The 25,446-nt window shown below is 60.7% G+C and carries 18 protein-coding genes, 1 tRNA gene and 1 pseudogene; 11 read left to right on the forward strand and 9 right to left on the reverse strand.

The annotated features are described in order from the left end of the window. Nucleotides 1-27: 27 nt before the first annotated feature. The 3 genes and pseudogenes from PHA29_RS10675 to PHA29_RS10655 form a co-directional block, all read right to left on the reverse strand. A pseudogene (locus PHA29_RS10675) lies at nucleotides 28-431 on the reverse strand (transposase); the annotation flags it as partial. 447 nt (nucleotides 432-878) lie between these two features. Further along, complete coding sequence (locus PHA29_RS07175; RefSeq protein ID WP_270848893.1) at nucleotides 879-2,630, reverse strand: hypothetical protein; 1,752 nt, start codon at nucleotides 2,628-2,630, stop codon at nucleotides 879-881. A 24-nt stretch (nucleotides 2,631-2,654) separates the two neighbouring features. Beyond that, the gene (locus tag PHA29_RS10655; RefSeq protein ID WP_408612037.1) at nucleotides 2,655-3,662 is read right to left on the reverse strand and encodes an acyltransferase family protein; all 1,008 of its coding nucleotides are present in this window, start codon (nucleotides 3,660-3,662) and stop codon (nucleotides 2,655-2,657) included. 436 nt (nucleotides 3,663-4,098) lie between these two features. On the opposite strand from PHA29_RS10655, the gene PHA29_RS07180 reads away from it, so the two are divergent. From PHA29_RS07180 to PHA29_RS07190, 3 genes are read left to right on the forward strand one after another with little or no spacing between them, the layout of a single operon-like run. After that, entirely contained in the window at nucleotides 4,099-5,160 is a 1,062-nt protein-coding gene (locus PHA29_RS07180; RefSeq protein WP_270848895.1) for a glycosyltransferase family 2 protein, read from the forward strand. A 35-nt stretch (nucleotides 5,161-5,195) separates the two neighbouring features. Next, a complete protein-coding gene (locus tag PHA29_RS07185; protein ID WP_270848896.1) occupies nucleotides 5,196-6,413 on the forward strand; it encodes a glycosyltransferase family 2 protein in 1,218 nt (405 codons plus the stop codon). After that, complete coding sequence (locus tag PHA29_RS07190; protein ID WP_270848898.1) at nucleotides 6,400-7,578, forward strand: LicD family protein; 1,179 nt, start codon at nucleotides 6,400-6,402, stop codon at nucleotides 7,576-7,578. The genes PHA29_RS07185 and PHA29_RS07190 overlap by 14 nt, the downstream gene beginning before the upstream one ends. Nucleotides 7,579-7,647: 69 nt before the next feature. Here the strand turns inward: PHA29_RS07190 and PHA29_RS07195 are convergent, their stop codons facing one another. From PHA29_RS07195 to PHA29_RS07205, 3 genes are all read right to left on the reverse strand, one after another. After that, the gene (locus PHA29_RS07195) at nucleotides 7,648-8,709 is read right to left on the reverse strand and encodes an NAD-dependent epimerase/dehydratase family protein (RefSeq protein WP_270848900.1); all 1,062 of its coding nucleotides are present in this window, start codon (nucleotides 8,707-8,709) and stop codon (nucleotides 7,648-7,650) included. Beyond that, nucleotides 8,706-9,428 carry an IspD/TarI family cytidylyltransferase gene (locus PHA29_RS07200; RefSeq protein WP_270848902.1) on the reverse strand — a complete coding sequence of 241 codons (723 nt, stop codon included), beginning with the start codon at nucleotides 9,426-9,428 and terminating at the stop codon, nucleotides 8,706-8,708. The genes PHA29_RS07195 and PHA29_RS07200 overlap by 4 nt, the downstream gene beginning before the upstream one ends. Nucleotides 9,429-9,581: 153 nt before the next feature. Beyond that, entirely contained in the window at nucleotides 9,582-11,303 is a 1,722-nt protein-coding gene (locus PHA29_RS07205) for a DUF6020 family protein (protein WP_270848903.1), read from the reverse strand. Nucleotides 11,304-11,653: 350 nt separating this feature from the next. Between PHA29_RS07205 and PHA29_RS07210 the strand changes: the two genes are divergently transcribed. Then, nucleotides 11,654-13,501 (forward strand): glycosyltransferase, encoded by a 1,848-nt coding sequence (locus tag PHA29_RS07210; RefSeq protein WP_270848905.1) that lies wholly within the window; start codon nucleotides 11,654-11,656, stop codon nucleotides 13,499-13,501. 113 nt (nucleotides 13,502-13,614) lie between these two features. Here the strand turns inward: PHA29_RS07210 and PHA29_RS07215 are convergent, their stop codons facing one another. Both PHA29_RS07215 and PHA29_RS07220 read right to left on the reverse strand, forming a co-directional pair. Continuing rightward, a complete protein-coding gene (locus tag PHA29_RS07215; RefSeq protein WP_270848906.1) occupies nucleotides 13,615-14,568 on the reverse strand; it encodes a glycosyltransferase family 2 protein in 954 nt (317 codons plus the stop codon). Nucleotides 14,569-14,631: 63 nt separating this feature from the next. Next, nucleotides 14,632-14,708 (reverse strand) — tRNA-Arg (locus tag PHA29_RS07220). A 398-nt stretch (nucleotides 14,709-15,106) separates the two neighbouring features. Here PHA29_RS07220 and PHA29_RS07225 point away from each other — a divergent pair. The 4 genes from PHA29_RS07225 (at nucleotide 15,107) to PHA29_RS07240 (ending at nucleotide 19,018) form a co-directional block, all read left to right on the forward strand. Then, nucleotides 15,107-15,745, forward strand: coding sequence for a PTS sugar transporter subunit IIA (locus PHA29_RS07225; RefSeq protein ID WP_270848907.1), 639 nt, complete (start codon nucleotides 15,107-15,109; stop codon nucleotides 15,743-15,745). Between the two features lie 145 nt (nucleotides 15,746-15,890). After that, nucleotides 15,891-16,154, forward strand: coding sequence for an HPr family phosphocarrier protein (locus PHA29_RS07230; RefSeq protein WP_270405185.1), 264 nt, complete (start codon nucleotides 15,891-15,893; stop codon nucleotides 16,152-16,154). Between the two features lie 126 nt (nucleotides 16,155-16,280). Then, a complete protein-coding gene (ptsP, locus tag PHA29_RS07235) occupies nucleotides 16,281-17,984 on the forward strand; it encodes a phosphoenolpyruvate--protein phosphotransferase (protein ID WP_270848909.1) in 1,704 nt (567 codons plus the stop codon). Between the two features lie 104 nt (nucleotides 17,985-18,088). Next, complete coding sequence (locus PHA29_RS07240) at nucleotides 18,089-19,018, forward strand: 1-phosphofructokinase family hexose kinase (RefSeq protein ID WP_270574024.1); 930 nt, start codon at nucleotides 18,089-18,091, stop codon at nucleotides 19,016-19,018. Between the two features lie 105 nt (nucleotides 19,019-19,123). Here PHA29_RS07240 and PHA29_RS07245 read toward each other — a convergent pair whose 3' ends face one another. Then, the gene (locus PHA29_RS07245; RefSeq protein ID WP_270848910.1) at nucleotides 19,124-20,545 is read right to left on the reverse strand and encodes a CCA tRNA nucleotidyltransferase; all 1,422 of its coding nucleotides are present in this window, start codon (nucleotides 20,543-20,545) and stop codon (nucleotides 19,124-19,126) included. Nucleotides 20,546-21,028: 483 nt separating this feature from the next. Here PHA29_RS07245 and PHA29_RS07250 point away from each other — a divergent pair, with 483 nt between their 5' ends. From PHA29_RS07250 to PHA29_RS07260, 3 genes are all read left to right on the forward strand, one after another. Then, complete coding sequence (locus PHA29_RS07250; protein WP_270848912.1) at nucleotides 21,029-22,378, forward strand: C1 family peptidase; 1,350 nt, start codon at nucleotides 21,029-21,031, stop codon at nucleotides 22,376-22,378. A gap of 195 nt (nucleotides 22,379-22,573) precedes the next feature. After that, nucleotides 22,574-24,220, forward strand: a complete 1,647-nt coding sequence (locus PHA29_RS07255; protein WP_270848913.1) for an ABC transporter substrate-binding protein — start codon at nucleotides 22,574-22,576, stop codon at nucleotides 24,218-24,220. A 77-nt stretch (nucleotides 24,221-24,297) separates the two neighbouring features. Then, nucleotides 24,298-25,446: ABC transporter permease (locus tag PHA29_RS07260; protein ID WP_270848915.1), on the forward strand; the 1,149-nt coding region annotated here is incomplete at its 3' end.

The raw sequence follows: 25,446 nt of genomic DNA on the forward strand, positions 1-25,446 counted from the left end.
CCGAGGGTGCTAACAGGCGCGATTACTCAGGGGGGGGGTCCTCCAGGACTCGACGGCCTCGAACGCCTTCTCGTTGATGTTGGAAACGGTGGACGCCGACACGGACGAGTCCCACAGGATTTCCGAGACGTCCTCGATCCGCCTGGTCGAGACCCCCGTTAGGTATATCTCGATCATCGCCTCCTCGACTGAGGTTTCGCGCCTGCGGTAGCGCTTGATGGCCGCCGTGGTGAGGCGCATCCCTTCAGCTTGGGCATGCGAATCGTCACCTCGCCGGACGTCGTTGCGAGCTTGCGCTCGTAGTGCCCCGCGCAGCACGCCTCCCTCTCGGCCGTCCGCTCGTAGCGCTCCGCGCAGGCCAGGTCGCCGGCCCCCTCCTCGAGCAGGCCGTTCAGGGTGTCCTCGACGGTCCCTCTGACGAGCTCGCGCAGGTCGGACTACAGGGATTCCTCGTTCAATGTTACGATGGGCTCGGGCATGGTCTTCCCCCAGTCTGATCGAATCAAAGACAACTCGAATCATACCGGGGTGGGCCGTGCCCTCCTTCCTATCTGGACGTTATTCCGCTGTCAAAGCACGCAAGAAATAGTACGTTACCGCCTTATGTCGGGCTGCGGGTACGCGCACTCGGGCGTGCCTGCAGCCCGGTGGGGCCAAAAGCGCGTAGACTTCGTCCGCGCCCATCGCGGCATCGTCGAACGCCAGTGCGCTCACGCAGTACCCTGGTGCAGGCGGTACCATGCGAGCCGATTGACGGTACCATGCGTGCTGGCTGCCGGTACCGCATCGAGTTGACTTGCGTTACCGAACGTAGAAACTACTCGCTCATTCTATAACTCAAACGAACTTCTTCCGTCGTTGTAGCATGAATGCTGTATTTAGGGTAATGCTGAGAAAATCGCGTTTTGCACTGCGGAATAGATTTCAGGACAGGACTGGATAAGTGCTCCAAACCTCTCAACTCCGAGGAATGTCCAGCCATAGAGCGCTAAACCAGCGAATAAAAGAATTGAAATGAATACTCGACCTCTACTCGAGCGGGAAAAACCTGAGCTCCATAATACTAGTATTGCGGAGAGAATAATTAACCAAGCGAAGTCTGCAAAATACCGCATGTTCGTTCCAGAAACATAGCTAGCGACAACAATATTAAATGCGGCAATAGCAAGAGATGTAATAAGGAGAGGAGAACACCCGCTGTCCTTCAAAGCGGTTCGTGCAGCTTTCCTTACTAGGGCAAAGAGGGAGAAGGTGATAGGAGTCAAAAACATAAAGCCCGCATAGAACGGCTCCGCCGTTTTTAGCGATTCGATATTGGATGAGAGAGGGGAATTGTTAATAACAGTGATGAATGGAAATGAAGAAGTAAATTGAAAAGGCAAAAAGAGATATTCTACGAACTGTACAAGTATTTTAAATGGGATAAATCGATACGATGTCATATCCCCGCCGGTGAGGTTATACGCTGCGCCGAAATTAGTAATTGAATCGAATCTAATATAGTTATAAAAGCCAATAGGAAGAAAAATAATGAGAAATGGTGCAATTACCGCCAAAGTATTCGATAGACCTTTGTAAGAGAAAAAAAGACGCTTACCGATCTCATCCTTAAAAATGGGGAAAGCGAGAAGGCATGCAAGTACATACTGAGGTCGGCATCCAAGTGTAAAAGCTAAAGAAAATGATCCAATCAATAGATATTTGTATCGATCTCTCGATTCTGTAAAGTGTCTTTTTGCTTTCAGCCAGAAAGCTATGCCAAGGAATGAAAAGGTTAAAGCCGATAAAATAGGTATCGGATAAATTCTTGGTAGAAATGCTTGTTCGAAAACACCGCAACCAAATGTTAATAAAATGAAACCAACTAGATAATTCCCAACAGTTAAGTTGGAAAAATAAGTTTTGCCGACCTGAATTAACAAGTATGCTGAAGAAAGAACAGTTGTAATTGCAAAGGCTGCTACCACAATATCTGTGCGAAGATCAACTCCTGTGATAATTTTGAACGGCAAAAAAGTAAGCAGACATGGAATAATTCCGAAATAACAGTAATAGTTTCCATCATAAAAGGCATAATCCCAATAAATTGAATCATGGATTTCCGAATTGAGCGCCGCTCTTTCAGCGGGATCATATGGATTGTCCATTTCGAGCAAAATATCCGAGACAGGTAAATCAAGTTCAACTCTCCCGTTGAGCAGGGCGTCCGTTAGATGATTATATTGATTTCCATCTTGTACTGCTTCTATTCCAGTATTATATTGAGCGCCGGCATCAAGCCACTCTCCCTGATTTGTTATACGAGTGAATCCTGCGGATAATAAGCTAATCAGAATAACAAAGCTCGAAAGTGCCACTTTAGACTTTCGGGACATTGAGTTCATTTTGATGTCCCAAATATGAGAGGAGGGGCGAAAGATGACATAGAGCAAATATATAGCAAGCATCAAAACAATTCGAACTTTAGAAATTGATAACAACACAGCACCTGATGGGGATGAGTAATCAGCTGCTAAGGAGATCCAAAACTTCCAGTTAAAAACTAGTGTTTCGATAAGCAGAATTGCCGTTACTGCCTTTACTAGATTCACAATATAACGGGTAAGCGGAGAACGAGACAGACTCTTCACAACATTCTACCTTTTCAGTCTAGTTTACTTCAATGCAAGGATTAGCTTAGCGAACACTGTGTTATATAGTATCCGTACACAAGATGTTATTCCATTTGGAAAGGGCAATGATCGGACAGCCGCCAACGATGCCCATGGAATTACATAATCCATTGAGTGTGTGCAGAAAATTGACATGCTATTTCTTCCAACAAAGTTTAGGAATACTCGAAATATACCTAGAAATGACGATTGCTTAATCTTTGAAACAAGAGATGAGAGCATGCAGACCATTAGGGTCCCAGAAAGAGCTGCAATCAATGTAAGCAATACTGAGTCATACCTTCGTGCTGCAAGCTCAAGATAACTAAAGCGCGCGGACACAAGCCAAATTGAAATAACGACAAGGAAAGTGAACCAGAATCTGCGAGGGCTTTGGTCAACAAAAAACAATTCCTTAGTTCTTGCGTTATAGCCAAACCACATGAAAAGAACTGCGACAAAGCTGATATCTAAGCTGAATGGTAGGTAGAAATGTAATACACCTCCTACTATATAGCCAGATAACGCAAGAATTGTCGAAATAAGACCGGTGCTTATTCGGCTGTCGCTATGGGACTCTCCAAATCTTAGTATAGCATTAAAAATCAGTTTACAAAAAAAGAGCGATACGAGGAACCAGGGCATTCCGACCGCAGCGAACCCAAAAGGCAGGACAGTTGTGCCAGACGCGAATAGGAATGTCATTATATTCTGGTATGCCCACGTCAAGGAAATACGATCACTTGTAACTAGTGACATAGTAATATGATAAATAAAATAAATGCATAGATATGGAATTACTAAACGCCTGACGGACGAATGCAAAAGCTCGCGCCAAGGCTTAATTCGAAACGTGTAGCCGCTTAAGATAAAGAATAATGGCATATGGAAAGAAAAAATAAGCTGTCTAAAGGGGGAATCATAGGAAATAGTATGTCCGATGATGACCGTTAGGCAGGCAATGCCCTTTGCTATATCAAGCCATTCGATGCGTTGTTTGGTTGCAGTCATAGTCACTCCGATACAGAAGATATCAAGTAAAGTATTCCATCAAATTAGTGATGGTCACTCTGGGTAAGCGGTGAATAGAATAATATGGAGGATATTTGACAGCGATGACGCTTATGACATACTTTTATGAAACGCCCTCCCATCTCCAAGCCTGCACATTTAACCACATTAAGTATACTGCGACATATTTTATAGCAGACTCTTGCATTTTCAGAGTAAATCGTTTCTGACCGAATGGGCTCAAAACCCTTTAGTGGCATCCTCTCCACAGGCTTCGATTCATCAGATTGGCCTAACCTCTGATCTGGGGCTGGTCTCACAGAATGTATGCGTATATAGTTTTAAAGTTGATATAATTCGCTGCTGGTCGCTAGATTAAAGTGTAATAGTTTCGTTTCTCGTGGCAGGGTGGCAGATAATAGTTTTGGAGTGTTGGATGTCTTCACCGTTGGTCTCAGTACTTGTTCCAATCTATAATGTGGAGCGTTACTTACGTGAATGCCTTGATTCGCTTGAAAATCAGACGCTTCCGGACATTGAGGTCATCTGCATTAATGATGGCTCTACAGATTCTTCACGGATGATAATTCAGGACTATCTTGATAGAGATTCTAGATTCAAGGTGATTGATAAGCCCAACTCAGGCTATGGGGCATCGATGAACATGGGCCTCGATATGTGTGTAGGAGAGTATATCGGTATTGTTGAGTCGGATGATTATATCGAGCCAGATGCATTTGAGGTAATGTACTCTGCTGCAAAAAAATATGATGCCCAGGTTGTTAAGTCTGACTTTTATTTATATTGGTCTGACCCCAATGTTATCAATCGCAAATTTGGATGGGTCGACGAAGTTATCGAGGGGCATATTAATCCGCAAATTGAGAGAGAGGTTTTTTATAGGAAACCTTCAATCTGGTCTGCGATTTACAAGAGCTCTTTTGTGCGAGACAATGATATTCGGTTTCTGGAGACGCCTGGAGCCTCTTATCAAGATGCGGGTTTTAATTTTAAGGTCTGGGCATCTGCCGATAACGCTGTTTTGATTAATAAGGCTTTTCTCCATTATAGGCAGGATAATGAAGCATCGTCAGTCAACTCACCTGGTAAGGTGTTCTGCGTTTGCGATGAGTACGCTGAAATGCATCGCTACCTTGACAATCACTGGCAAGATAGACAGTACCTTAGGTCCATTCTCGCTCGCATGAAGTTTGATAGCTATGAATGGAATTATGATCGCCTAAATGATGAGCTGAAGCAAAAGTTTCTCCCTCGGATGAGGGAAGAGGTTATCTCTGATGAGAGATGCGGCTACCTTGATCTTCGTGATTTTGATTCAAACAAAAGAACTTCACGAGATCTTTTATTACAAAGCTTTACGCTTTATGCGGCGGATCATGAGTCTTCTGTGTTACCAAGTTTGCTTTCAAGATTTACGCACTTGGTTCGAAGATACGGTATCAGCGTTGCTGTTCGTGTTGTTGCAGCTCATTTGTAATCGCGAGGTGTCTGGTTTTGAAAATAAGCGTCATCGTGCCCGTGTTCAACGTCGAGGCATATCTTCTCAGTTGCATCGATTCTATTCGCAAGCAGACCTTTCAGGAGTTGGAAATAATATGCGTTGATGATGGCTCTACCGATCGGTCTGGGGAGTTGTTAGCGCAGCTATCTCAAGTTGAGCCGCGTCTTGTTGTCATAACTAAGGCGAATGGCGGCCTGTCGTCTGCTCGAAATGCGGGTATCAGGGCAGCGACGGGGGATGTTGTATGCTTTGTCGATTCTGATGACATGCTTGAAAAGAGTGCATGCGCTTCGATTGCGGAGGCATTTGAAACGCATAACGCCGATGTAGTCACCTTTGGCGCTTCTTGTTACCCAGCTCACCGCTCCACGCCTTGGCTCGACGAGACCTTAAGTCCTCGTGATGCTGTGTATGAAACCTTTTCTCCGGACCTTCTTTTTTCCGAAAAAAGTCATCCTTTCGCTTGGAGAACAGCTTGTCGTCGTTCATTTCTCCTTGAGACCGGGCTATTGTTTGATGATGACATCCGGTTCGGTGAGGACGAGCTTTTTCATTTCGCACTCTATCCTAGATCAAAAAAAACTGTACTTCTTTCAACTAAACTATACAAATATAGAATCAATAGAGCTGAGTCGCTAATGGCAACAAGGTCGAATAACACTTTTTTGAAGCTCTACGACCATCTTCGAATCATAGAGCATGTTTGTGCCGATTGGTCCCAGCAGGGATTTATTGATTTGTATTATCGGGACTTGCTTCGCCAAATTGCAGCATTCGTTCTCAGAGATATAATTGTTTCTCCTTCGCCTGTCCGACTCCAATTGATTCGTTTCCTTCGTTCAATCCTAGAAACCTTCTTTTCTTCAAAACAACTTGAAACCTTGCTTAATGATTCTTTATACGGCAAGATGGCCCAAGCTATACTAGAGGACTCGTCTTTCGCTTACCGTGGAAAACGTAAATACCTGATTTACAGGTATACGTTACAAACTAATCCTTGTGAATTTCTTCACGCAATCTGGCGGCGACTGGTCAATAATGGCCCAATTGGTCGTATCTCACTAAAGATAAAGATGCTCCTTCCTTTATCGGCTAAGGAAAATATATTGGCCAACCAGGATTTGATTTGGGAATTGGAAGACTCATGGATGCGCAGCAATGCATTGAAAATGCTGGATATGGAATTAAAATCAGCTGTTGTCGAGGGCGTTGCTGATGTCATTAGTTAAGTTAATAAAGGGCTTGCTCCCCATATCTTCACGCTCGTTTCATGCTTTACAGGACGACTTCCATTCATTTAGATTGGATTATAGTTATCAATACGAAACTATTATAAAGACTCTCGACAGATTATATGATCGAGTTGAAGTGGCTGACCGTGGGATCAACGGAAATATCGACTATAAATTTGAGGAGCGTACGCTTCCCGTAATACATCAATTGGTTGAGGATCTCGATGCCCACGACGCTCATATGAAGATGTTTGCATGGGAACAGTATCGTCGAGATGGCGAATCGCTCGACGATGCTAAGAAGCGCTTTTTCCGCAGCTTGCCTAAAGCAAGCGGCGGCATGCGCCTTTTGCAGCTTGGATGCGTCCATCTACTTCATGAGTTTGACCAAATCTGTGTACAGAACGGTTTACGATACTGGCTTGCATTCGGGACCTTGCTCGGCGCCGCTCGTCATGGGGGATTTATTCCGTGGGACGATGATGTTGACTTGGGAATGATGCGCGAGGACATCGATACGCTGATCGCATTGACCGAGCACGACGACCGCCATCGGGTAACGGTCGTTCATGACAAGTATTGGCCTTGCAGGCAAATTCGATTCTCGTATCGCGATGAATCGATACCATGTTTCCTCGATCTCTTCGTATACGATTGGGCCCCCAAGCTCGATTTCAATAATTGCGAACGCCATCGTGCGGCGCGTCGAAAGATGATCGAGCAGATTAACAGCGATGATTCACTTGATTTCTGGAACCAGCGCACATGGTATCCATCTAATGAGCAAGGGGCTGAGCTCATTCAGGCATATTACGACGAATGCCTTGATGACGTTCGCGCTCAAGGCTTGATTTGCGACGAAGAGGCCGCTCAGGCAATCATCTGGAGCATCGACAACCTCGATGACGGCAAGCAGCGAAGGATGATGTTTGGAACGTCTGAGATCTTCCCCCTTAGGCGAATGGATTTCGAAGGCGTCGAGCTCTACGTTCCAAACGATTACGAACTCGTTATCCGGAGCCGCTACGGTGATTACCTAACGCTTCCCAAAGACATCAATTCGCACTACCAGCATGTCGATCATGATGCACTCGATGGGGGAGAGGCGGAGACCGCGCTAAGGAAGATGCTTGGGACTGATGGTCCGGCGATCACGGGATAGGTTCCGTCGGTTATTTTGGGGCAGCGAATCGAAGGGATTCGCTGCCCCAAACTGAGTCTCGGACGGTAATCAAAGAATCGAGGTTTCCCGTAGAACCTCCAATGTCTGCTTGATACCTGCGGGGAGGGTGTACGCTGCGCCCCAGCCTAGATTTCGTGTTTTCGTCCCATCCATGAGTGCATATGTTGCCTTTGAATAACCCGCCTGTTCTACTGCGTCCGGAAGGTCGAGCACGACGGAAACGCCTCCGATTTCAGCAACCATATGTGCGAGGTCGATAAGCTTGGTGTCGTTCGCTTCATCTGCAAGGTTATACGCCTCGCCACTGGATCCTTTGAACAGCAGGTAGAGGATGCCGCTTACGACATCGGATGCGTGGAGGTAAGAGAACCTTTGCATGCCGGTGCTTTTGAGCGTAACGTCTCTGCCGGCTAGAGCGTTATGGATGAACTGCGACAGAGCTTTTGAGTCACTCGGTAACAGGGTGGGGCCATATGCTCGGGCGATGCGTGCAATGACAGCGTCGATTCCGAGCTGCGCCCGATAGGCTTGGCACATCGCTTCGCCGAGCCGTTTTGCTTCGGTGTATCCCGCTCGAACGGTATTGCAGTCAATGTATCCGCAGTACCCCTCATCAAATCGTTCGGTATCTCCTCGATTCTCCCCGTAAATCTCAACTGAAGAAGCGAACAGAATACGTCGAGAGTTTTCTGCTGCAGCGTAGTCGAGCAGATTCTGCAGTCCGATAACGTTTGCTTGGATAGTCCCTATGGGATTCGAGGCATAGGCTCGCGGATGCGTAGGACTGGCAAGATGGAAAATGAAGTCGGCGCGTTCAGATGGACGAGCACCGAATGAGCCGATTTCCAGCTCCTCAATCGAGAAGAGTCTGTCGTCATGGTATGGGAGGCGCTTCTGCGCCCTGCTCGCATCTCTGCTAATTGCGATAACTCTGCAGTGTAGACCATGGAGTTCATTTGCTCGCATGAGCACGTCTACGAGAAGCGTTCCGATCATACCCGTCGCCCCGGTAATGAGCACACTGGTATTCGCGAGGTCAGCCCATGGGAGATCCGATGCGACGATGCGCTCTATGTCGCGCGTGTATGCGGGAATGCGTAATCGATTCATCGTTGTCGTCCCTTTCCTTCTATCGTGAGATACGCTTTGAACGTTTCGAGATTCTCCGGTGTTGTGAGTTTCAGGTTCTTATCGGAACCAGAAGCGAAATGAAGGGTTTCTCCAAGTTCGACCATCATGGTGTTGGTGTAGCTTGATCCCGATATGCCTATACCCAGAGAGAACGCCTTGCGATATGAGTGCAACAGCTTAGCGTAGCGATACGCCTGGGGGGTGGATACACGCCTCAGGGTCTCCCGCGGGATATAGCGGGTTGTGGTTTGGGGGTTGTCGTCATCGATGATGAAGATTTGCTCGTTATACGGCATGCTCGAAACGGCGTTCCCATATCTATCGCAGACGCGGATGACGTCGGTGAGGACCTCTACATCAAGCATGGGGCGAACGCCGTCGTGAATGATGACAGTGTCATCGTCGCTCAGCTTCTTTTCAAGAGCATAGACGCCGTTGCGAATCGATTCCTGCCCAGTTGATCCCCCTTTGACAATCCAGCGAAGTTTCGAGATCCCGTATTGCTCGGAATAGCTTCTGAGTATCTCTTGCCAACCATCGAGGCAGACTACGGCGATTGCATCGATAAGGGGGTGGTGTTCAAAGGTTTCAAGCGTATAAATGATGACCGGTTTACCGAAAATGTCGATGAACTGCTTCGGAACATCTTGGCCCATGCGCGAGCCAATACCTCCGGCGATGATGATGGCAACGTTCACAGGTGACCTCCGAAGTTGGCGGTACTGACATGGATGCGGTGGGTGTACGGGGACTTTGCCAATATAGCAGGAATGGTGCCCCTTGTTCGAATCGTAGGGGAGCTGCGGCTGTTCGCCGGCGTTTAAGACTGGGTGAGCGCCGAGGCGATGTCCCTAACGCCGCTTCGCGTTGCGGCTGCGCTCAGATGGTCTTCGCTCGCTTCCAGCTGTATCCTCAATTCCCCTGTCGCTCAGCAGCGGGAACGAGAGCATCAGGGGAGCGATGTAGACGATCGGAACCGTATACCAGTACAGCTCGATGGGTCCGATGAGGAACGTGCACAGAAGGAGCAGCGGAACCAGCGACATCCCCAGCGACATGAGGTTTCGGCGGGCGATCGACCAGGCGGCGACGGTGATCGGGATGACGAACGCATACAGTCCGTAACTCGAGAGAACGGGAAGGTGGAAAGCCTGAATCGAGTCGATGCGCTCGAGTGCCTCGTACGGCCTCTGCAGCGGTTCGGGGCGCTCCGACCTGAAGACCTGCAGAGCGGACTCCGCCTCCCGTTTCCCGCCCTCGGGGAAAAACGACGCCCACCCCTCCATCCGCGCGTCGGTGAGCAGCTCGTCTTCCAGGTCGTGACCGTAGTTGATTGGGATGTCCAGTGAGAACCATTGGCTGGCGATGTTCATGAAGGATGTCAGATAGTCATCCGGATGCTCGAGTCCCAGCTCGATCCAGTACTTGACGAGCGTCCTCACGTCGCCATCCGGGTAGATGCATCCTGTCGCCTCGTCGGAGCGCCAGGGGTTGTAGACCTGCACGGCACGGTCGATCTGGATGTATTCGGAGAGCTCTCGCCGTTCGCCGTCGCTTAAGGCGGAGGGGTTCTCCTTGACGGTGTAGACGACCTGCTGGACGGGCACCGAGACCATCTCGTACGTGGTGTTCTGCGTCGCCCCGAACATCGCAACGCTCAGGGGGTTCCAGATAAGCAGGAAGGCCAACGCCGGAACCGTTCCTGCGGCGAAGGTGCGCGCAGCCCACGACCTCTTGCCGCGAATCTGGGTGAGGGCGAAAAGAACCAGCGTCGGGGTCAGCACATACAGCATGGTTCGCTTCGATGCGATGCAGATGAAGATCGAGACGATCGTCCCGATCAGATACAGCCTGCGCTGCAGGCACGCGCCGCGCGTGCGGGCGATCTCGACCACGCAGATCATCGAGAGGACGAACGACCAGCCGTTCCACGAGTCCTTCGACATCGCATCGACCGGTTGGTAGATGACCCGTGCGAACGAGTAGAAGACGAGGAAGATGACGAGGGCTGTATCGGGAACCCCGCGGCGCCTGAGGTACACGAGCGGCAGGGAGAAGCACGCTGCGGTGAGAGCGCATTGGACGATGATGTAAATGCTCAACCCGATGAGCGGGGACCCGAGGGCCGCCCCCATGTCCCAGAAGATGCCGAAGCAGAGCGTGTCGAAGATGGGATGCTGGGTGTAATAGTCGACATAGCCGAAATACTGCAGATACTGGGGGATCGAATCGTCGCGCATGGTCCCGGGAAGATTCGGGATCACCCAGAGCAGCCAAGCTGCCATCATGAAGAGGAAGCATGCGAGGTACAGGCCGCGGTCGCTGAGGCGGATCGATAGGATGGGCGACCTGGCCGGAGCGCTCGCGCTGGCGGTGCGGTCATGCGCCGGCCTGTCCCAGAACGATACCAGCGCCCTGATGACCAGATACAGCGCCGTCGCGTACAGGACGATCTTGACGACGAGGACCGCCGCATCTGCAGGGCCTGCGATATGAAGGGACTGATACCGGACGAAGCGCGTACCCGTATTGCTCAGCAGGGAGATGACGATGCTCAGGACGCATGAAAGCACGTCGAACGTCCCCCAGGTGCGTCGAATGAAGGCGGCGGCCCGATGTTCTCCGAGGGGGGGGGGGACCCTGTCCCGACATATCGTTGTTCAAAGAAGCCTCTCCCACTGAAACCCGTATCCCGATTCCGATCCCGATAGACCGACATCGTACAGCCGACCCGGGCCATTCCCGTCCGGTTTCTTCCACTGAGAAATGCTATCCCGCATGGGACGGACATTCAATAAGCAGCGGAGCGAGTGCCCGATACAGGTGCGCACCACAATAAAACACATCGAATCCGCCCGCCTGTCCGCACCTTCAAGTAGACTGGTACGAATACGAACCCGACCGGATCATGGAGATGACCCGCATGGCTCTGCCTTTCAAACTCGCCAACGTCCTTCTGCGCGTGGACGATCACGCCGCACGGCATCCGGAGCTCTACTTCCGCACCGGGCGCGGTGCCGCGGCCTACGATGCAGGCGCTGCCGCGCTCGTCTGCACCGGCCCGGTCGACTTCCTCACCTACCTGAACGCGCTGCCCGCGTGCAAATGGCACCGGTATGCCGGCATCGAAGCGGTGCGCCTGCATATCGAGGTCGCGGGCTCCGGGGACCTGCTCGTCGAGGGCGTCGCGTCCGGCGCGCAGGACCGCCGCGCGATCTCGTCGCATGCCGTCTCCGCTCCGTCTGCCGACCCCGCTGTCCTGGACATCGAGATCCCCTGCGCCTCCGAGGACCTGATCGGCTTTACGCTCGCCCCCGCGGCGGGGGAGCGCCTGACGGTCCTCCGGGCTTATTGGTACGCCGAGGTCGATCCCGCTCGCGTGAACCCGGTGCGGCTCGCGCTCGCCACCACCACCTTCAAGAAGGAGGCCTACATCACCGCGAACATCGACCTCGTCCAGGAGGGCATCCGCGCCGAGGGCGCTCCCATCCTCGGGAGCTTCCACATGTTCGTGGTGGACAACGGCCGCACGCTCGACGCCGAGGCGCTCACCGACGACCTGGTGACCGTGCTGCCCAACCCCAACGTCGGCGGGTCGGGCGGATTCGCCCGCGGCATGATGGCCGCGACGGAGACCCCAGGGGAGTACACGCACGTCCTCGTCATGGACGACGACGTCCGCATCATGCCCGAGAGCCTCATCCGCACCTACAACCTGCTGTCGCTCGCGCAGGGCTCCTATCGGGGCGCCTTCGTGAACGGGGCCATGCTCTCGCTGGAGGACCCCACGCGCCAGTTCGAGGACGTGTCTTACGTGGTCAACTCGGGCGCCTACCGTCGCGTCAAGGGGGACCTGCACGTCGGGGAACTGCCCGACGTGATCGAGAACGAGCGCATCGACGTGGAGGTGCCCCGCGCCTACGGCGCCTGGTGGTACAGCTGCATCCCGGTGTCCGCCATCGAGGAGAACGGCCTGCCCATGCCGTTCTTCATCCGCTGCGACGACGTCGAGTTCGGCATGCGCAACGACCCCGTCTACATGACCATGGGCGGCATCTGCGTGTGGCACGAGAGCTTCGAGGGGCGGTTCCGCGCCTCGGTCGACTGCTACCAGTACATCCGCAACTTCCTCGCCATGATCGCGGTGGACGACTGCGCCTCCGAGGCGCTGTTCATCGTGCGCCTGCAGCGCAGCGTGCGCCAGGACCTGCGCGACCTCGACTACAGCGCCGCGGAGCTGCTGCTCGACGGCTTCGAGGACTACCTCAAGGGCCCCGAGTACCTTCAGGCCCTCGACGGGTCGGCCCTCATGGCGGCCAACGGCGCGCGCAACGAGAAGCTCGTCCCCGTGGAGGAGCTCGACCCCGCACTGCTGCGCGCGGCGGGCGTGACCGACGGGGTGCTTTCCCATGCTAATCTTGAGGCTCGTCCCTCGCGCTTCATGAAGCTATGGCGCTCGCTGCCCTACGACAAGCACTACCTGCCCCGTCCCCTGCTCGGCAGCCGTCCCGGCTACGTGGTCAAAAACGGCGCCGCGACGCTCGAGGGCAGCTCGACGGGCCGCCGGACCATCGTGTTCTTGGACCCCACGCGCACCAAGGGGGCCATCCGCCACATGGATCGGGCGCGCTTCCGCACCATCCGCCAGCGCGAGCACGAGCTCATGCGGCGCTATCGCGCCGAGGGCAAGCGGGTGCGCCAGGCGTGGAAGGACGCCTTCCCGTACATGACGTCGCGCGCGTTCTGGGAGAGCTACCTGGGCCTGAAGTAGGCGGGGCGAGCGGTGCGGAAGCGCCGCGGCCTTCGGATGCCGTCATGAAGCGGGCCGGCCTCGCGGCCGGCCCGAGATCGTCTTCGTTTTGAACGGCGGCTCTGCCCGAGCGGCTACCGCGCCCGCTCGTGCTCCATCTCGCGGTTGACGGCGAGCTCCCATTGCTTGCGCTCCACCTTGGCGACGGAGTCGAGGATCATCCCCGTGGCGAGCGAGAGCCCGCAGAGGAACACGAGGGCGCAGGCGAGCACGGCGGTGGGCAGGCGCAGAACCAGCCCGGTGCGGAAGAACTCGGCGATCACGGGGATGCCGGCGACGAGGCCCAGAAGGAGGAACAGTAGAGCGATCAGGCCGAAGAACTTCATGGGCCGGTAGTTCTTGAACAGCCCGGCGATGGTCATGATCACCTTCGCCCCGTCGGAGAACGTGGAGAGCTTCGACTCCGAGCCCTCGGGCCGGTCGCGGTAGACGATGGGCACATCGAGGATGCGCCAGCGCCGGTCGACCGCGTGGATCGACAGCTCGGTCTCGATCTGGAACCCGTCCGAGAGGACGGGGAAGGTCTTCACGAACGCGCGGGAGAACGCGCGGTAGCCCGTCATGACGTCGTCGAAGGCGTAGCCGTAGATCCACTTGATCATGGCGCGGACGAGGTCGTTGCCGAATCCGTGGAACGCGCGCTTGTTCTCCTCCGCGTACGTCCCGTTGGAGAGGCGGTCGCCCACGGTCATGTCCGCGTGTCCGGAGAGGATGGGCCCGCACAGGGCGCGCGCGGCGTCCGCGGGGTAGGTGTCGTCCCCGTCGACCATGAGGTAGCAGTCGGCGTCGATGTCGCGGAACATCTGGCGGACGACGTTGCCCTTGCCCTGGCGCGGCTCGGACACCACGACGGCGCCCGCGGCGGCGGCCAGCTCGGCGGTGCGGTCGGTGGAGTTGTTGTCGTAGACGTAGACCGCGGCGCCCGGCAGCTCCCGGCGGAAGTCCGCGACGACCTTCCCGACGGTGACCTCCTCGTTGTAGCAGGGGACGAGGACGGCGATGCGGCTGTTGTCAAGGTCTGCTGGCATGGAAATGTGCTCCTCGGCGGAATGTCGAGACGCCCCGTTCCCGGGGCGTCCGCGTGCGTGCTGTGGTGCGCCATGTCGGATTCGAACCAACGACCTTGGGATTAGAAGTCCCCTGCTCTATCCAACTGAGCTAATGGCGCGTGCTCACCAGATTATAGAGGATGCCCGGGCGCGCGGGGCGGCGGGCGGCGAGGGCCACGGCAGGCGCATAATTCGGCGGCGCCCATACGGAGGCGCAGCTCCTCCGCCGTGCAGGGGCGGGACCCGGCTCGCACTCGTGGGCCCTGCGTGCGTGTTCCCGCTCCTCCGCCGTTCCGGCGCGGGACCCGTCTACCCCTCGAGCCGCTGCATCCCGCTTCTCCGCCGTGCGGCGCGGAGCTCGCTCATCCCTTGAGCCGCCGCATCCGCCATCCGCCCCCGTGGCGTCCTCTCCGCGTGTCTCCGTCGACCCTGCGGCGTGGTATGCTTTCCCACAGGATTCGACGGCGTCTCGCGCCGGCGCTCCGCGCGCGGACTCTGCAGATGGGAGAGGTGGCTCATGGCCCAGCACGACGACCGCATCGAGACAGGCGAGCACAGGGGGATCATCTCACGCATGGTCTCGGCGCTGAGGCGCCGCGACCCCGAGGCCGGCCGCGAGGCGGGTCCCTCGGTCGAAGCGGCCCCCGTCCCGGCCTCCGCCGCGCCGTCCGCCGAGCGCCCGGGTGCATCCGCCGCGGCCGACGCCCCCTTCGTCTCGGTCGAGCAGGTGCTCATGGGCGTCGAGCTCGCCGACCGCGATGAGGCGCTCGCCTTCATCTCCGCGCGCGCCGTCGGCCTCGGCCTGGCGGACGACGCCGCGGAGCTCGATGCGGCGTTCCACCGCCGCGAGGCGGAGGGCACCACGGGCATGATGGACGGCTTCGCCATCCCGCACGCGAAGTCCCGCGCCATCCGCCGCGCGTCGGTGCTCGTCGTCCGCGCGGACGCGGGCATCGCGGGCTGGGACACCATGGACGAGCTCCCCGTCACCGTCGCCATCGCGCTGCTCATCCCCGACTCGGAGGACGGCGCCGCCCACCTGCGGCTGCTCTCCCGGGTCGCGGAGTCGCTCATGGACGACTCCTTCCGCGCGGCGGTCATGTCCGCCGCCTCCCCGGAGGACATCGCCCGCATCCTCAACGACCGGCTGCGATAGGCGCGCCCGCGGAGGGGGTCCTATTTGCCCCCGAACGCCGTTCTTGCGGCCCATCCATGCTGCGATGGGGTAAACTATGCTCGTCATATGTTGCGCCGGTCGAGCTCGTCGGCGGGCGCGATCTGAGCAACAAAGGAGTCAAAGTATGGTTTCTGAGAAGGTCACCCTCATCAACCCGCAGGGCCTCCACATGCGTCCGGCCGGCCTGTTCGCCTCCACCATGGGCAAGTTCGCCTGCGACGTGACCATCGTCACCGCCGACAAGGAGGTCAACGGCAAGAGCCCCATGGCCCTCATGGCCGCCGGCATCCCCTGCGGCACCGAGGTCGAGGTCCGCTGCGACGGCACGGACGAGAACGAGGCGCTCGCCGCCGCGCTCGACCTCATCAAGAGCGGCCTGGGCGAGTAGCCCGGCCGTCCCTCTGAGGAACCGCCTTCCGATCTCGTTTGGTTTTTCGGCGCGGGACCGCACGCGGCTCCCGCGCCTTTGCAGGGGAGTCCGGGTCATCCGGGCTGCATAAGGAGAGGAAAAGCAATGTACGAGGGAGTTAACGCATCCGAGGGCATCGGCATCGGCACCGTGGCCGTCGCGGTCGAGCCCGACCTCACGTTCACGCCGCATGTCGTCGAGGACGCCGCGGCCGAGAAGGCCCGGTTCAAGGCCGCCCTCGAGGTCTTCTGCGAGAAGACCGAGGCCCAGGCCGAGCACATGAAGACCAGCGTGGGCGAGGCCGAGGCCGAGATCATGAGCGGCCATGTCACGCTCGCCCAGGATCCCGAGCTCACGGGTGCCATCGAGGCCTCTATCGACGGCGGCACCTGCGCCGAGCAGGCGCTCGTCGAGACGAGCACGATGTTCGAGAACATGTTCCTGTCCATGGACGACGAGGTCTTCCGCCTGCGCGCCGCCGACATCGCGGACATCCGCACGGGCATCCTCGCCGAGCTGCTGGGCCGCGAGGTCGTCGACCTCTCCGTCCTGCCCGCCGGGACCATCATCGTCGTCCACGACCTCACCCCGTCCATGACGGCCACCATCGACAAGGCCAACGTCGCGGGCATCGTCACCGAGACCGGTGGCCGCACCTCGCACTCCGCGATCATCGCCCGCGCCCTGGAGATCCCGGCCGTCCTGTCCGTGTCCAACGCCTGCGGCGCCCTGCACAACGGGATGACCGCCATCGTCGACGGCTCCAAGGGCGTCGTCATCGGCGAGCCGGACGAGGAGACCCTGGCCGATTACACCGAGCGCGCCGAGCAGTTCGCCGCCGAGAAGCGCGCCCTCGAGGCTTTCCGCGGCAAGCCGAGCGTCACCGCCGACGGCATCGCCAAGGTGCTCGCCTGCAACATCGGCTCGCCCGACGACGTCAACGGCGCCCTCGACCACGACGCCGAGGCCATCGGCCTGTTCCGCTCCGAGTTCCTGTTCATGGACGCCAAGGAGCTCCCCAGCGAGGAGGAGCAGTTCGAGGCGTACCGCAAGGTCGCCGTGGCCCTGAAGGGCGCCCCGGTCATCATCCGCACCCTCGATGTGGGCGGCGACAAGGAGATTCCCTACATGAATCTCCAGAAGGAGGAGAACCCCTTCATGGGGTACCGCGCCATCCGCTACTGCCTCGACAACCCCGATGAGTACAAGGTCCAGCTCCGCGCCCTGCTGCGCGCCAGCGCCTTCGGCGACATCAAGATCATGGTGCCGCTCGTCACCTGCGTCGAGGAGATCCGCGCCGTCAAGAAGCTCGTCGAGGAGTGCAAGGCCGAGCTGCGCGAGGAGGGTCGCACCTTCAACGACAACATCCAGGTGGGCATCATGATGGAGACGGCCGCCGCCGCCAACATCCCCGACCTGCTCGCCAAGGAGTCCGCGTTCTTCTCCATCGGCACCAACGACCTCACCGGCTACACCATGGCCTCCGACCGCGGCAACGACCGCGTGGCCTACCTGTACAGCTGGTACTACCCGGCGGTGCTCCGCGCGATCAAGAACATCATCGAGGCCGGCGTGCGCGCGGGCATCATGGTCGGCATGTGCGGCGAGGCCGCTGCCGACCCGCTGCTCACCCCGCTGCTGATCGCCTGGGGCATGGAGGAGTTCTCGACCTCCGCTCCGAGCATCCTGCGCACGCGGAAGGCCATCTCGCAGTGGACCAAGGCCGAGGCGGACGAGCTCGCAGCCAAGGTGCTCGAGCTGTCGACCGCCGAGGAGGTCAAGGCGCTTCTCGAGGCCAACGCCCGGTAGGTGTCTTGATGGCGATCGACGTGCCATAACGTTGTCTCAGGGCCGCGCATCCCCGGGTTCTCCGCCCGGGGTCGCGCGGCCCTTTGTGAAAGGGGAGATTGACCATGTTCTACACGCTGACTGCAAACCCTGCCGTCGACATGACCGTCTCGTGCGGCCCGCTCGTGCCCAACGAGAACATCCGCTCGGGCTCGGCGAGCTACACGCCCAACGGCAAGGGGCTCGACGTCTCGTTCGCCCTGAAGAAGTTCGGCGTCGACTCCGTCGCGCTCGGCTTCTTCGCCGGCTTCACCGGCAAGTACATCGTCGAGGAGACCATGAACATGGGGTGCCTGTGCCGCCCGGTGTGGATCGACGGCGTCACCCGCATCAACACGTACCTGAACGACGGCGAGAACGAGTACGGCGTGCTAAACCCGGGCGCCCCGCTCACCCCGCAGGGCGAGCAGGAGCTCTACAAGATCCTGGACACCGCCGGCAGCCTCGACTGCCTCGTGGTCTCCGGCTCGGTGCCCCCGCGCGCATCCGCCGACTTCCTCGACCAGGTCGTGAACCATGCCCAGGCCCGCGGCGCCGACGTGGTGCTCGACCTGTCGAGCAGCAAGCTGAAGGACCTCTGCCAGAAGAAGCCGCTGCTGATCAAGCCCAACCACCACGAGATGCGCGAGATCTACGGCGTGCGCATCGACACGCACGAGGACGCCAAGCGCGCGCTGCGCATGGCGCATGAGTCCGGCGTGCAGAACGTCCTGCTCACCATGGGCAGCCGCGGCAGCGCCTACTTCTCCAACGGCGAGGACGTCTGGTACGCCCGCCGCGAGTTCAACATCAAGCTCGTCTCCTCGGTCTGCGCGGGCGACTGCACGCTCGCCGCGTTCCTGTACAAGTGGTACGAGAACCGCGACAACGTCGAGGAGGCCCTGAAGCTCGCCATGGCCACCGGCGCCAACGTCGCCGAGAGCGTCGGCTTGGGCGACTTCAGCCACGTCGACGAGTACAGCCGCCGCGTCGTGGTGGAGAAGCTGCCGCGCTAGGGCTATGCGCCCTGCAGGGGAGACTCGCGCGGGCGCCGGTAGACCGGTTCGATGCGCCCCGCGGCCCGAAGGAGGCCGCGGGGCGCTTTCGTCATACGGCGCCCCTCAGGTCAGGTCGAGGTACGCGATCAGGTCCGCGCGGCGGTTGGGGACCGCCCCGGTGACGGCGCCCTCGAGCGCGCGGCGGAGCAGCTCGCCGATGCGCGGCCCCGGTTTCACGCCGGCGTCCAGGAGGTCGCGTCCGCGCAGATCGAGCGAGTCGAGGTCGTACGCCTCGCGGTTGGCGAGAAGCTCGCGCACCATCTCGCGCATCCGCTCGATGTCCTCGACATACGAGAAGCACGAGGGGGCCTTCCCGAGCGCGTCGGCGCGCTTGAGGTCGAACAGCTCGCCCATGAGGCGCGGCGTGTCGAGGCCCTCGCCGGAGAACAGGCCCATGGCGCGCAGCAGGTCCTCGCGCTCCGCCATCATGGGGCGGTCGTGGTAGCGGATGAGCAGGCACGCGTCGCGTATCACGTCGCCCGGCACGGAGAGGCGCCGCATGATCGCGCGCGCCATCTTCGCGCTGAGCTCCGGATGGCCGTAGAAGTGCCCGCGCCCGCGTTCGTCCCGGGTGAAGGTCGCCGGCTTGCCGATGTCGTGGAGCAGCGCCGCCCACATGAGCGAGGGCGACGGGGGCTGATCGGGGTCGCCCCCGTCGATCCGGAAGCGCGACAGCTCGCCCGCCACCGTGAGCACGCGGGCGATGTGCTCGTACACGTCGTAGGCGTGGTAGGGGCTGCACTGGTCGAACCCTCGGCAGGCCGCGAGCTCGGGGATGGCGGCGCACATGAGCTCGGGGTGGTGCAGGAGGGCGTCCCCGCCGTGCGCGGTGACCAGGATGCCCTCGAGCTCGATGCCCACGCGCTCGCGGGCGACGCGGTCGAGCAGGGGGGCGCAGTCGGCCAGCGCGGCGGCGGTGGCCTCCTCGATGCGGAAGTCGAGCCGGCATGCGAAGCGCACCGCGCGCAGCATCCGCAGGGCGTCCTCCTCGAAGCGGCGGCGGGGGTCGCCCACCGCGCGGATGAGCCCGCGCGCGAGGTCGCCGGCCCCGTCGTAGAGGTCGAGCAGCCCGCGCTCGGGATGCCACGCCATGGCGTTCACGGTGAAGTCGCGCCGCGCGAGGTCGTCCTCCACGCGCTCAGCCCGAGTGACCTGCTCGGGGTGGCGGCCGTCGGTGTAGAAGCCGTCCAGGCGGTAGGTGGTGACCTCGATGCGCTCGCCGTCCTCCACCGCGGTGATCCCGCCGAAGCGGATGCCGGACTCGACCACGCGGATCCCCGCCGCGCGCAGGGCAGCCTCGCTGTCCTGCCACGATCCTGAGCAGCAGAGGTCGACGTCGTGGCCCGCGTCCCCCCTGAGCGCGTCGCGGACCCACCCGCCGACGACCCAGGCCTCGAGCCCGGCGTCCTCGAGGACGCGCAGCACGCGCTCGCCGGCCCGGGAGAGCCCGATGCCGTTCAACTGGGGACGCATCTTCGCATCCATCACGGATTCCACCGCCTTCTGTCCCTTGGCCCTGCGTACCAGTATACCGTTGACCCGCCCATGGGGCGCCTCCGTGCATGGCGCTCCGGGCGATGCCGCCGCCCGCCGCGGCGCGGGGGCGCTGCCACCCGTCCGACGGCCCCGGTTCGCCGGCCCCGATGCCGACGCGCACGCCGTGGGCGCGTTACCGCGGCGGGCACGTGGCACGCGGGTTGCGCCCCTCGGATATGGGAAATTGTTGACGGCCGGCCCCCGGCCCGCGCGCGGGGTATGCTAGCGGTCGGACCTGTAAACCTACCGGACCTAGGGGAACACCGACCGATCCATCCCGCGCCGCCCCCCCGTGGCGGGCGCCTGCGGGCTCGGGCTGCGTCGGCGCAGCGCAACCGCGCCCTCCTCGCCCTCGCCCGCGTCCGTCTCGCCGCGGCGGCATCTGGCGCGAACGCGATCGGTGGTTCCCCGGGCTTGATGAAAGGAGCCTCCATGGACCGCAACCCCGCCCTCACGCCGGAGGTCATCGCGGGCGCCCGCGCCGCCCTCGAGGGCGACCGCGCATGCGCCATCGCCCGCAACGCCGTCACCAGCGCCGGCATCGCCTCCGCCGCCCGCAACCCCCAGGCGGCGGCGCTCGCCACCACCACCTTCGATATCCAGCTCGAGCAGGGGGATATCACCGACCAGAAGCGCTCGGGCCGCTGCTGGATGTTCGCGAGCCTCAACACCATGCGCTTCCGCATCATGAGGAAGCTCGGCCTCAAGACCTTCGAGCTGTCCCAGGCCTACCCGCTGTTCTGGGACAAGTACGAGCGCTCCAACTGGTTCTTCGAGAACGTCATCGCCACCGCCGGCAAGCCCCTGGCGGACCGCGAGGTCGCCTACCTGCTCACCGACCCGCTGTGCGACGGCGGGCAGTGGGACATGTTCCGCTCCCTCGTGAAGAAGTACGGCGTGGTGCCCAAGGAGGCCATGCCCGAGACCTTCCACTCGTCCAACACGGGCGACCTCAACCAGCACCTGACGCGGTACCTGCGCGCCGGGGCCAAGCGGCTGCGCGACGCCGTCGCGGCCGGGGCGGACGCCGGCGAGCTCGCGCGGATCAAGTCCGGGCTCATGGACGACGTATACCGCTACCTGGTCATCTGCCTGGGCGAGCCGCCGGCGAGCTTCGAGGTCCTCATCCGCGACGACGCCAACGAGCTCAAGGCGAGCGGCACCTACACACCCCAGGCCTTCTTCGCCGAGTTCGTCGACATGGACCTGGACGACTACATCTCGGTCATCAATGCGCCGACCTCGGATAAGCCCTATCTGCGCTCCTACACCGTCAAGTTCCTCGGCAACGTCGTCGAGGACGGCGGGGTGCGCTACGTGAACCTGCCGATCGAGTCGCTCAAGCGCATGGCGGTTGCCCAGCTCTCCGACGGCCTGCCCGTGTGGTTCGGGTCCGATGTGGGGCAGAGCTTCCTGCGCGCGGACGGCGTGCTCGACCCCGCCGCGCTCGATATCGACGGGCTGTTCGGCATGGACATCGAGGCCGGCCTGGACAAGGCTGCCCGCCTGGACTACGGCGAGTCGCTCATGACCCACGCCATGACGCTGCAGGGCGTGAACCTGGACGGCGACGGCAACCCCACCCGCTGGCGGATCGAGAACAGCTGGGGCTGCGACCGCGGCAAGAAGGGTTACGACATCGCGTCGGACGCCTGGTTCTCCGAGTACGTCTACCAGGTGGTCGTGGACAAGAAGTACCTGACGGCCGAGGAGCTCGCCGCCTACGAGTCCGCTCCGGTCGAGCTCGCCCCCTGGGACCCCATGGGCGCGCTCGCCCGCTAGGCGGCTCCCGCCGGCAGCGCCCGCCCGCCGCGCTCCCATATCCGCCGACCCGCGGCCTTCTGCCCGATCGGTCCTCGCGCCCCGTCCGGAGGGATCCCCCCGGGCGGGGCGCTTGCGTTGGAGTCGACTCCAATGATACGATGCCCAGGTCGGTAACACGAATCATGGTATTCGTAACACTTTTGAAGGATTCACATGGAAGCTGCAGGTACGGCAATCACGAGGCGCGGCCTTCTGGGCGCCGCGCTCGCCGGGGCGGCGTCGGCGCTCGCCGGCTGCTCGGGCGGGGATGGGGCATCGGCCGGCTCGGGCGCATCGGGCGGGGTCGATCCCTCGCGTCAGGTCGTCGTGGCCATGAACGCGGGCAGCGAGCCCGCGGCGGGGTTCGACCCCCTCGTCGCGTGGGGATGCGGCGAGCATGTGCACGAGCCGCTCATCCAGTCGACCCTCATCGTCACGGACGACGAGCTGAACTTCACCAACGACCTCGCCACCGAGTACCTGTGCTCGGACGACGGGCTCACCTGGACGTTCACCATCCGCGACGACGCGCGCTTCAGCGACGGGGAGCCCCTGACGGCCGCGGACGTCGCCTTCACGGTGAACGCCATCGCCCACGGCGGCACCTCCGAGGCGGACCTCTCGATGGTCGACGAGGCGGTCGCCCTGAGCGACACCGTGGTGGAGCTGCGCCTGAGCAAGCCCTACAACGCGCTGCTCTACACCCTCGCCGTCATGGGTATCGTGCCCGAGCACGCCTACGGCGAGGGGTACGGGGAGAACCCCGTCGGCTCGGGCAGGTACCTGCTCGAGCAGTGGGACCGCGGGCAGCAGGTCATCTTCCGCGCGAACCCCGATTACTACGGCGAGGCCCCCAACATCGAGCGCCTCTTGGTCGTGTTCATGGACGAGGACGCGGCGCTCGCCGCGGTGCAGGCCGGGCAGGTGGACATCGCCTACACCTACGCCACCCACGCGGACCGGTCCTTCGAGGGCTACCGGCTCGCCGCGTACGGGACCGTGGACTCGCGCGGGATCTCCCTGCCCTGCGTGGAGGCGGGGGGCGCCAAGACGGTCGAGGGGGATATGGTGTACCCGACGGGCAACGACGTGACCTGCGACGTGGCGGTCAGGCGGGCCATCTGCCGGGGCGTCGACCGCCAGGCGGTCATCGACCACGTGATCGCGGGGTACGGCACCGAGGCCTTCAGCGTGGGCGACGGCATGCCGTGGTCCAGCGACGACATGCGGGTGGAGTACGACCGCGCCGGCGCCTGCGAGCTGCTCGACGATGCGGGGTGGACGGTCGGCGGGGACGGCATCCGCGAGCGCGACGGGGTGCGTGCCGCCTTCGACCTGTGGTACGCGTCGGATGACTCGGTGCGGCAGGCGATCGCGAACGAGTTCGCCGACCAGATGCGCGAGCTCGGCATCGAGGTCTCGCCGCGCGGCGGCAGCTGGGACGAGATCTACCCGCACCAATACGAGAGCCCCGTGCTGTGGGGCTGGGGGTCCAACTCCCCGGTGGAGGTCTACGAGCTCAACTACTCGACGGGGTGGGGCAACTACGCCTGCTACGAGAGCGCGACGGTCGATGCGTACCTGGACGCGGCGCTCGCGCAGACGGACATGGGCTCCTCCTTCGACCTGTGGCGGCGCGCCATGTGGGACGGCGCCGAGGGCGTGGCCCCGCAGGGCGCCGCGACCTGGTGCTGGATCGCCAACGTCGACCACCTCTACTTCCAGCGCGACGGGCTCGACGTCGCGGACCAGAAGCCCCATCCGCACGGGCACGGGTGGTCGCTCGTGAACAACGTCGACCGCTGGAGCTGGAGCGCGTGAGCGGCCGTCGCCCGATGACGGGGGCGGGCGACGGGTGCGCGCCCGCCGCCCCCGGTCGGCTCCGGGGCGCACGGCGCATGCCCGCCGCCCTGCGCTTCGCCGCCGGCCAGCTCGCCCGCTTCGCCCTGCTCATGGTCGCGGTGAGCATGGTGACGGTCGCCCTGGTGAGCGCCTCGCCCATCGACCCGGTCCAGGCCAACACCGGTCAGGCCGCGCTGCTCTCCATGAGCGCGGAGAAGCGGGAGGAGCTCGCCGAGCGCTGGGGCGCGGGCGAGCCCTTCGCGGAGCGCTACGCCGCATGGGCCTCCGACGCCCTGCACGGCGACCTGGGGGAGAGCCTGCGCTTCAACGCCCCGGTCGTCGAGGTCGTGGGCGAGCGGCTCGCGGGGGCGGCGCTGCTGCTCGCCTGCGCCTGGCTGCTCTCCGGGGCCATCGGGTTCGCGCTCGGGGTCGCCGCGGGTGCCGCGCAAGGCAGCCTGTTCGACCGCCTTGTGCGCGGATGGTGCTACCTGCTCTCCGCCACGCCCGGGTTCTGGCTCGCCATGTTGGCGCTGATGGTCTTCTCGGTCTGGCTCGGCTGGTTCCCGGTGGGGTTCTCGGTTCCCATCGGCGCCTCCTCGGCGAGCGTCACGCTGCTCGACCGCATCCACCATGCCGCGCTGCCCGCCCTCGTGCTCTCCCTGACCGGCGTGGCCAACGTCGCGCTCCACACGCGCGAGAAGACCGTCGACGTCATGGCGAGCGAGTACATGCGCTTCGCCGAGGCGCGCGGGGAGACGCGCCGCCGCGCCGTGCTCCGCCACGGCCTGCGCAACCTGGCGCTGCCCGCGCTCACCCTGCAGTTCACCTCGGTGAGCGAGATCGTCGGCGGGTCGGTGCTGGTGGAGCAGGTCTTCTCGTACCCCGGCCTGGGCCAGGCCGCCGTCACCGCGGGGCTCGGCGGGGACGCGCCGCTGCTCGTGGGCATCGCGCTGGCCACCTCGGCCATCGTGTTCGCGGGGAACCTCGCGGCGAACCTGCTGTACGGGGCGGTCGACCCGCGCATGAGGGCGGTTGGCGGCGCCGGGGCGGTCCGCGGCGCCGACGAGGGGGCCGGTGCCGACGCGGGCGGCTCCGCGGCGGGTGCCGTCGACGCGGCGGGCTGTTCCGTTGCCGCTGCCGGCGCCGCCTCGCCCCGTCCGGTCCCTGAGGGGGCGGCTGCCGGTCGCGGCGGCGGGGCGCTCGTC

This window comes from Candidatus Collinsella stercoripullorum (assembly GCF_027669965.1).
In the GTDB taxonomy this organism is placed as follows: Bacteria; Actinomycetota; Coriobacteriia; order Coriobacteriales; family Coriobacteriaceae; genus Collinsella; species Collinsella stercoripullorum.

Excerpts from the sequence above, each read along its gene's own strand:
- PHA29_RS10655 (WP_408612037.1), bottom strand. The coding sequence starts at position 3,662 with ATGACTGCAACCAAACAACGCATCGAATGGCTTGATATAGCAAAGGGC.
- PHA29_RS07180 (WP_270848895.1), top strand. The coding sequence starts at position 4,099 with ATGTCTTCACCGTTGGTCTCAGTACTTGTTCCAATCTATAATGTGGAG.
- PHA29_RS07190 (WP_270848898.1), top strand. The coding sequence starts at position 6,400 with ATGTCATTAGTTAAGTTAATAAAGGGCTTGCTCCCCATATCTTCACGC.
- PHA29_RS07195 (WP_270848900.1), bottom strand. The coding sequence starts at position 8,709 with ATGAATCGATTACGCATTCCCGCATACACGCGCGACATAGAGCGCATC.
- PHA29_RS07210 (WP_270848905.1), top strand. The coding sequence starts at position 11,654 with ATGGCTCTGCCTTTCAAACTCGCCAACGTCCTTCTGCGCGTGGACGAT.
- PHA29_RS07215 (WP_270848906.1), bottom strand. The coding sequence starts at position 14,568 with ATGCCAGCAGACCTTGACAACAGCCGCATCGCCGTCCTCGTCCCCTGC.
- PHA29_RS07225 (WP_270848907.1), top strand. The coding sequence starts at position 15,107 with ATGGCCCAGCACGACGACCGCATCGAGACAGGCGAGCACAGGGGGATC.
- PHA29_RS07230 (WP_270405185.1), top strand. The coding sequence starts at position 15,891 with ATGGTTTCTGAGAAGGTCACCCTCATCAACCCGCAGGGCCTCCACATG.
- ptsP (WP_270848909.1), top strand. The coding sequence starts at position 16,281 with ATGTACGAGGGAGTTAACGCATCCGAGGGCATCGGCATCGGCACCGTG.
- PHA29_RS07240 (WP_270574024.1), top strand. The coding sequence starts at position 18,089 with ATGTTCTACACGCTGACTGCAAACCCTGCCGTCGACATGACCGTCTCG.
- PHA29_RS07245 (WP_270848910.1), bottom strand. The coding sequence starts at position 20,545 with ATGGATGCGAAGATGCGTCCCCAGTTGAACGGCATCGGGCTCTCCCGG.
- PHA29_RS07250 (WP_270848912.1), top strand. The coding sequence starts at position 21,029 with ATGGACCGCAACCCCGCCCTCACGCCGGAGGTCATCGCGGGCGCCCGC.
- PHA29_RS07255 (WP_270848913.1), top strand. The coding sequence starts at position 22,574 with ATGGAAGCTGCAGGTACGGCAATCACGAGGCGCGGCCTTCTGGGCGCC.